At 68.8% G+C, this 5,181-nt stretch carries 3 protein-coding genes and 1 pseudogene; 1 reads left to right on the plus strand and 3 read right to left on the minus strand.

Features of this window, described 5'->3' with window-relative positions; genetic code table 11:
- Positions 1-133 precede the first annotated feature (133 nt).
- The gene (gene paaZ / locus ACKAE7_RS20400; protein ID WP_188812673.1) at positions 134-2,245 is read right to left on the minus strand and encodes a phenylacetic acid degradation bifunctional protein PaaZ; all 2,112 of its coding nucleotides are present in this window, start codon (positions 2,243-2,245) and stop codon (positions 134-136) included.
- Positions 2,246-2,390: 145 nt separating this feature from the next.
- Between paaZ and ACKAE7_RS20405 the strand changes: the two genes are divergently transcribed.
- A complete protein-coding gene (locus ACKAE7_RS20405) occupies positions 2,391-2,834 on the plus strand; it encodes a PaaI family thioesterase (RefSeq protein WP_408980150.1) in 444 nt (147 codons plus the stop codon).
- 25 nt (positions 2,835-2,859) lie between these two features.
- On the opposite strand, the gene ACKAE7_RS20410 is transcribed toward ACKAE7_RS20405, so the two are convergent.
- Together ACKAE7_RS20410 and ACKAE7_RS20415 are read right to left on the minus strand one after the other, a co-directional pair.
- Positions 2,860-4,950, minus strand: coding sequence for a S1 family peptidase (locus tag ACKAE7_RS20410; RefSeq protein WP_408980151.1), 2,091 nt, complete (start codon positions 4,948-4,950; stop codon positions 2,860-2,862).
- Positions 4,947-5,181 (minus strand): annotated as a pseudogene (locus ACKAE7_RS20415) (protein-tyrosine-phosphatase); the annotation flags it as partial. The pseudogene ACKAE7_RS20415 and the gene ACKAE7_RS20410, both read right to left, overlap by 4 nt.

Genomic DNA, 5,181 nt, shown 5'->3' on the forward strand with positions numbered 1-5,181 from the left:
ATCATGCCCAGGACCGGCAGGCCAGCACACCCTCATCCTGCAACAGGAAACGGGCTACGAAAAAGGTAACGAGGGTCACACAAAAACGGGCGGTAAGTGAGAGAGGGTGCCCAGGTGCGTCTTGGGTGCGGGGCTACTTGGCTACGAGGGTGAGGACGTCGTAGGTGGCCACGATCTCGTCGTTCTGGTTGGTGAGCACCGCGTCCCAGGCCACCTCGCCGTACTCGTCGGTTTCGCGCGGGGTGATCTTCTTGGCGGTGAGCGTCACCCGGATGGAGTCGCCCGCCGCCACGGGAGTGATGAACCGCAGGTTTTCCAGCCCGTAGTTGGCCAACACCGGCCCCGGAGCCGGCTCCACGAACAGCCCGGCACCCCAGGCCAGCAGGAGGTAGCCGTGCGCCACGATGCCCGGGAAGAACGGGTTGGCTTCCGCCGCCTCATGGTTGGTGTGGGCGTAGAACGTGTCGCCGGTGGAGTTGGCGAAGGCGGTGATGTCCTCCAGGGTGACCTGGCGCAGGTCGGACCGAACGGCGTCGCCGATCCGCAGCGTCTCCAGGGACTTCCGGAACGGGTGCGTCCCTTCACTCTCAACAGTGAAGTTGCGGTCCGCGCCCGCGTGCCACACACCCGTGACGGCGGTGAGCATGTTCGGTGAACCCTGGATGGCGGTGCGCTGCATGTGGTGCATCACCGAACGGATACCGCCCAGTTCCTCACCGCCGCCGGCGCGGCCGGGCCCGCCGTGGACCAGGTGCGGTACGGGCGAACCGTGGCCCGTCGACGAACGGGCGTCCTCGCGGTTGAGCATCAGCACACGGCCGTGGTGCGCGGCGATGCCGGTCACCAGTTCGCGGGCCACAGCGGGATCGTTGGTGCACACCGAGGCCACCAGGGAGCCGCCGCCGCGGGCGGCGAGGCGCACGGCGTCGGCAACGTCCTTGTACCCGATCACCGAGGACACGGGACCGAACGCCTCCAGGGAATGGACTTCCTCCGCTTCGGGGTCCTGCCAGTTCAGCAGGACGGGCGCCATGAACGCGCCGCCGTCCACCACGCCCGTGGATCCGTCCGCTGACGTGACCGACGGCGAATCGAGCGTCCCATAGGCCAGCTCACCGCCGTTGTCCAGCATCGTCTGGACGGCGGCGCGCACGTCCTTGAGCTGTTCCACCGAGGCGAGCGCGCCCATGGTGACGCCGTCCGCGCGCGGGTCGCCGAGGACCACACGCTCCTGGATGCGCTTGCCGATGGCGGCAGAGACAGCCGGAACCATCTCCTGCGGCACGATGGCGCGGCGGATGGCGGTGCATTTCTGGCCCGCCTTCGCCGTCATCTCCGTGACCACGGACTTCACAAACGCGTCGAATTCCGGGGTTCCCTCCACGGCATCCGGCCCGAGGATGGCGGCGTTGAGGGAGTCGGTCTCCGACGTGAACCGGACTCCGCCCTGCACCACGTTGGGGTGCGACTTCAGGGACAGGGCCGTGGATGCGGAACCGGTGAAGGCCACCAGGTCGCGGTAGTCCAGGACATCCAGCAGGCCGCGGACGGAGCCGGAAATGAGCTGCAACGAGCCCTTGGGAAGGATGTTCGATTCGACGATGGCCTTGACCACTGCCGCGGCCACGTACCCGGTGGGAGTGGCGGGCTTGACGATGGTGGGGACGCCGGCAAGGAAGGCCGGGGCGAACTTCTCCAGCATGCCCCAGACGGGGAAGTTGAAGGCGTTGATCTGCACGGCCACGCCGGGGATGCGGGTGTAGATATGCTCGCCGGCGAAGGACCCGTCCTTGGACAGCACCTCCATGGGCCCGTCCACCACCACCTGGGAGTTGGGCAGCTCGCGGCGGCCCTTGGACCCGAATGTGAAAAGGACACCGATGCCGCCGTCGATGTCGATCATCGAGTCCACCTTGGTGGCGCCGGTCTGGGCGGAGAAGGCGTAGAAGTGCTCGCGCCGGGCGTTGAGGTACTGCGCCAGCTCCTTGAGCTTGAGGGCGCGCTGGTGGAAGGTGAACTGGCCGAGTTCCTCCTGGCCGGTGGTGCGGCCATAGTCAACGACGGCGGCCAGGTCCAGCCCCTCGGTGCTCACTTTGGCCAGGACCTCCCCCGTGCTCGCGTCCCGGACCGGCGTTGCGGAAGCTGCCGCTCCGGCGTCGGGCGTCCACCACGAATCCATGATGAAGCTGGGCACTGTCTCCACGGTGTCGACCGTGGCCTGGGGAGCTGTGGCTGTGGTGGTCATCGTTGACGGGTCCTTCCAACAAAGGGGCAGGCAAACAGGACGAGCCATTACTGACCGTCCGTTCGGTAATATATTCACCATACATGAAGTGCCGTGCTGCACACTAGAAGGCCAGGACGGTATTCGGCCACCAAAAGGAGAATTTATGAGCGCCCCATCACCCATGGATGCTGCCGAGAGCAAGCCTTCGGCGCACGAGCTGTGGAAGATCACCCTCGGCGAACTGGACGAGAAGATGGGCGTCAGGATCATTGAGGAGTCCGTCCAGCGCGTGGTGGCCACCATGCCTGTGGAGGGGAACCGGCAGTCATTCGGGCTGCTCCACGGCGGGGCGTCACTGGCCGTGGGTGAAGCGGTGGGTTCCTGGGCGGCCGTGATCCATGCGAGCACGCTGGGCAAGACGGCGGTGGGCGTGGACGTTTCGGCAACCCACCACCGCTCCGCGCGGGAGGGGCAGATCACCATCACGGCCACGCCCATCCACCTGGGCGGCACGCTCACCACCCACGAGGTGCTCATCACCAACGAGGCCGGCCAGCGGCTCTGCACCCTCCGCATCACCAACCTGCTGATGCGGCGCCACAAGTAGCCTGTTGGCCTGTCAGTTGGCGCCGTTACTCCGGCGTGCGCTGCCTCCGGCGGCGGACGAGTGCCATCAACAAGGTTCCGACGGCGATCGCCCCCGCGGCCGCGCCTGCTGCGGGAAGTGCGTTGGCACCCGTGTACGCCAGGCCGCCGCTGGCACGGTCCCGGAAGTAGGCGCCTGACGCGTCCGCGGGAGGGGTGGCGGCAGGCGCAGGTACGACGACGGCGTCCTGGCCAGCCGGGGAGGATTCCGTCGGCGACGGGGCAGGGTCAGCCGGGGCCGGGTCAGCCGGGGCGGGCAACGGGCTGGCCGGGGGCTCTTCCGGCTCCGGCTGCCCCGGCGGGGACGGTTCTTCCGGGGCCGGTTCTTCCGGGGCAGCGGCGGCGAACTCGAAGTCCGCAGCACCGGAGACACTGAACCCGTTGACCGTTTCCGCGGCAAACCGGAGTGTTTCCTTGCCCTCCGGCGCCGGGAAGCTCCAGGTTCCGTCTGCGTTGACGGGGACATCAAAGGAGTCCTGCTCACGGACGGTGATCCGGACTTTTGAGCCTGCAGCCACGGCAGAGGCAGGGGCCGCAGCGACGGTGCCGCTGATGACCTGCCCCGGTTCATAGGTGGTGCCGGGCGCGGGAGAGGACACCGAAGGCGTGTTCAGGAAGAGTTCCAGCTGGTAGCCGGGCAGCACGGCCAGGCTGTCCGCCAGGGTGGCCCCGACGGCGAAATTCTTTACCACGTTGCCCTGCTTATCAGGCGTGTCTCCGGCGGCATGGGTGCCCACGGCATAGTTGCCGCTGACATACGGGCCGCCGGAATCACCGCCGCTGGACTGGACGCCGTAGGACAGGAAGCCGTTAAGCGCCCGCAGGTCGTTGGGGTCCGCGGCGTAGCCGGGCCCGGGCACCACAAAGATCCCCACCGCATCCACAATGCCGCAGGACCAGGCCGAAGTCCGCCCCGAACGGCACACTGGCATCCCTGCCACGGGCTCGGCTGTGCCGATGATCTTGACGTCGGGTTCCGGCTGGGACGCGTCGCCCCAGGTGCTCGCTGCCGGCAGCGGGTCCAGGTCCGCACGGAGGGATTCGACCACCGCGATATCGGTTCCCACGTTGCCCGGGTCGTCCGGCTGCAGCGGGTCATCCACGCTCCCGGGGCGCAGGACCGGGCTGTTGCCGGGGCCGCCGAACTGGCTGAAACCGAACCTCCCGAGCAGCCCGGTCCGGTTGAACTGGAATTCCAGCTCCGCCGTTTCCGCCGCCCCGTCCGAGGCACAGTGCCCTGCCGTCAGGACGGCTGGCAGGCCTGACGGGTCAAACGCCGAAAAGCCCGTGGAGCAGATCCAGCCGGTGTCGGCGATGTAGCCCACTCCCCCGGGAACGTCGGCCTCCGGAGCAAGCGGCGTGCCGTCGTCGAGCTCCACGTTGGCGAACCGGGCAACAAACTCCGCCGGCGATTTCCTACCGGCGTGGCCCGCTTCGGAGCTCCTGACCTCTGCAGCCGCGGCACCGGTTCCGTACGGGGCCGCTTCCGGCGCGTTGACGCCACCGGTCCGGATGACGAACTTTCCGCCGGAGGTGACCACCGCCTGCAGCCCCTGCAGCCCCACGTCGGCCACGTACGCCTGGAACAGCTGCTCCGTGCTCAGCGCCAGCTCGGAGCCGGGGTTCGGCGCGGCGGGGTTCGGTGAAACAGAATCCGGCAAAGCAGGCACCGAGCCGTCGGCCGTCGGCGCCTCCAGAACAAGGCCCGGGATGCCGGGAGCGAGCGCCGCAACCGCGCCCTGGAGTTCGGCACCTGTTCCGGACACCACGATCTGCCCCTCCTGGAGCCGGGTGCCCGCATAACCGGGGACGGCCCGGAGCTGCCCGGCCGCGGCTGCGGCCCGGGTACCGAGTTCCCCAGCGGCGGCGAACTGTTCCGGGGTGAGGCCGAGGTCCCGCTGCACGGCATCGGCAAGGGCGGCGTCCGAGAGGAACGAACTGCCCGAGCCCGGGACGGCGCCGGCATCCGGGCCCGGAGCAACCACAGCCCAGCCCGGCGCAGCCACAACAGCGGAGGATGCGAGGACGCCCGCCGCCGCGCCGAGGGAAAGGAAACGGCGGACGCTGCGCCCCCTCATCGGGACACCCCCGCTCCGCATAAGGCCCGGACGGCGTCAAGCTCCGCGGCGCTGAGTCCGTTGTCCAGCAGGAACCCGCGGGTATCGAGGCTGCGCACGAATTGCGCCACGGCCTCTCCGCGCGCCTCAAGCAGCGGGGCCAGTTCCGCCTCGCTGAGGTAGCGTTCGCGCGCATGAGGCGGGCCGTGGGTGCGGTAGCGCTCGTTGATGCCGCGGGCCGCGCGCCGGTAG

The organism is Pseudarthrobacter sp. NKDBFgelt (assembly GCF_046097905.1).
Taxonomy (GTDB): domain Bacteria; phylum Actinomycetota; class Actinomycetes; order Actinomycetales; family Micrococcaceae; genus Arthrobacter; species Arthrobacter polychromogenes.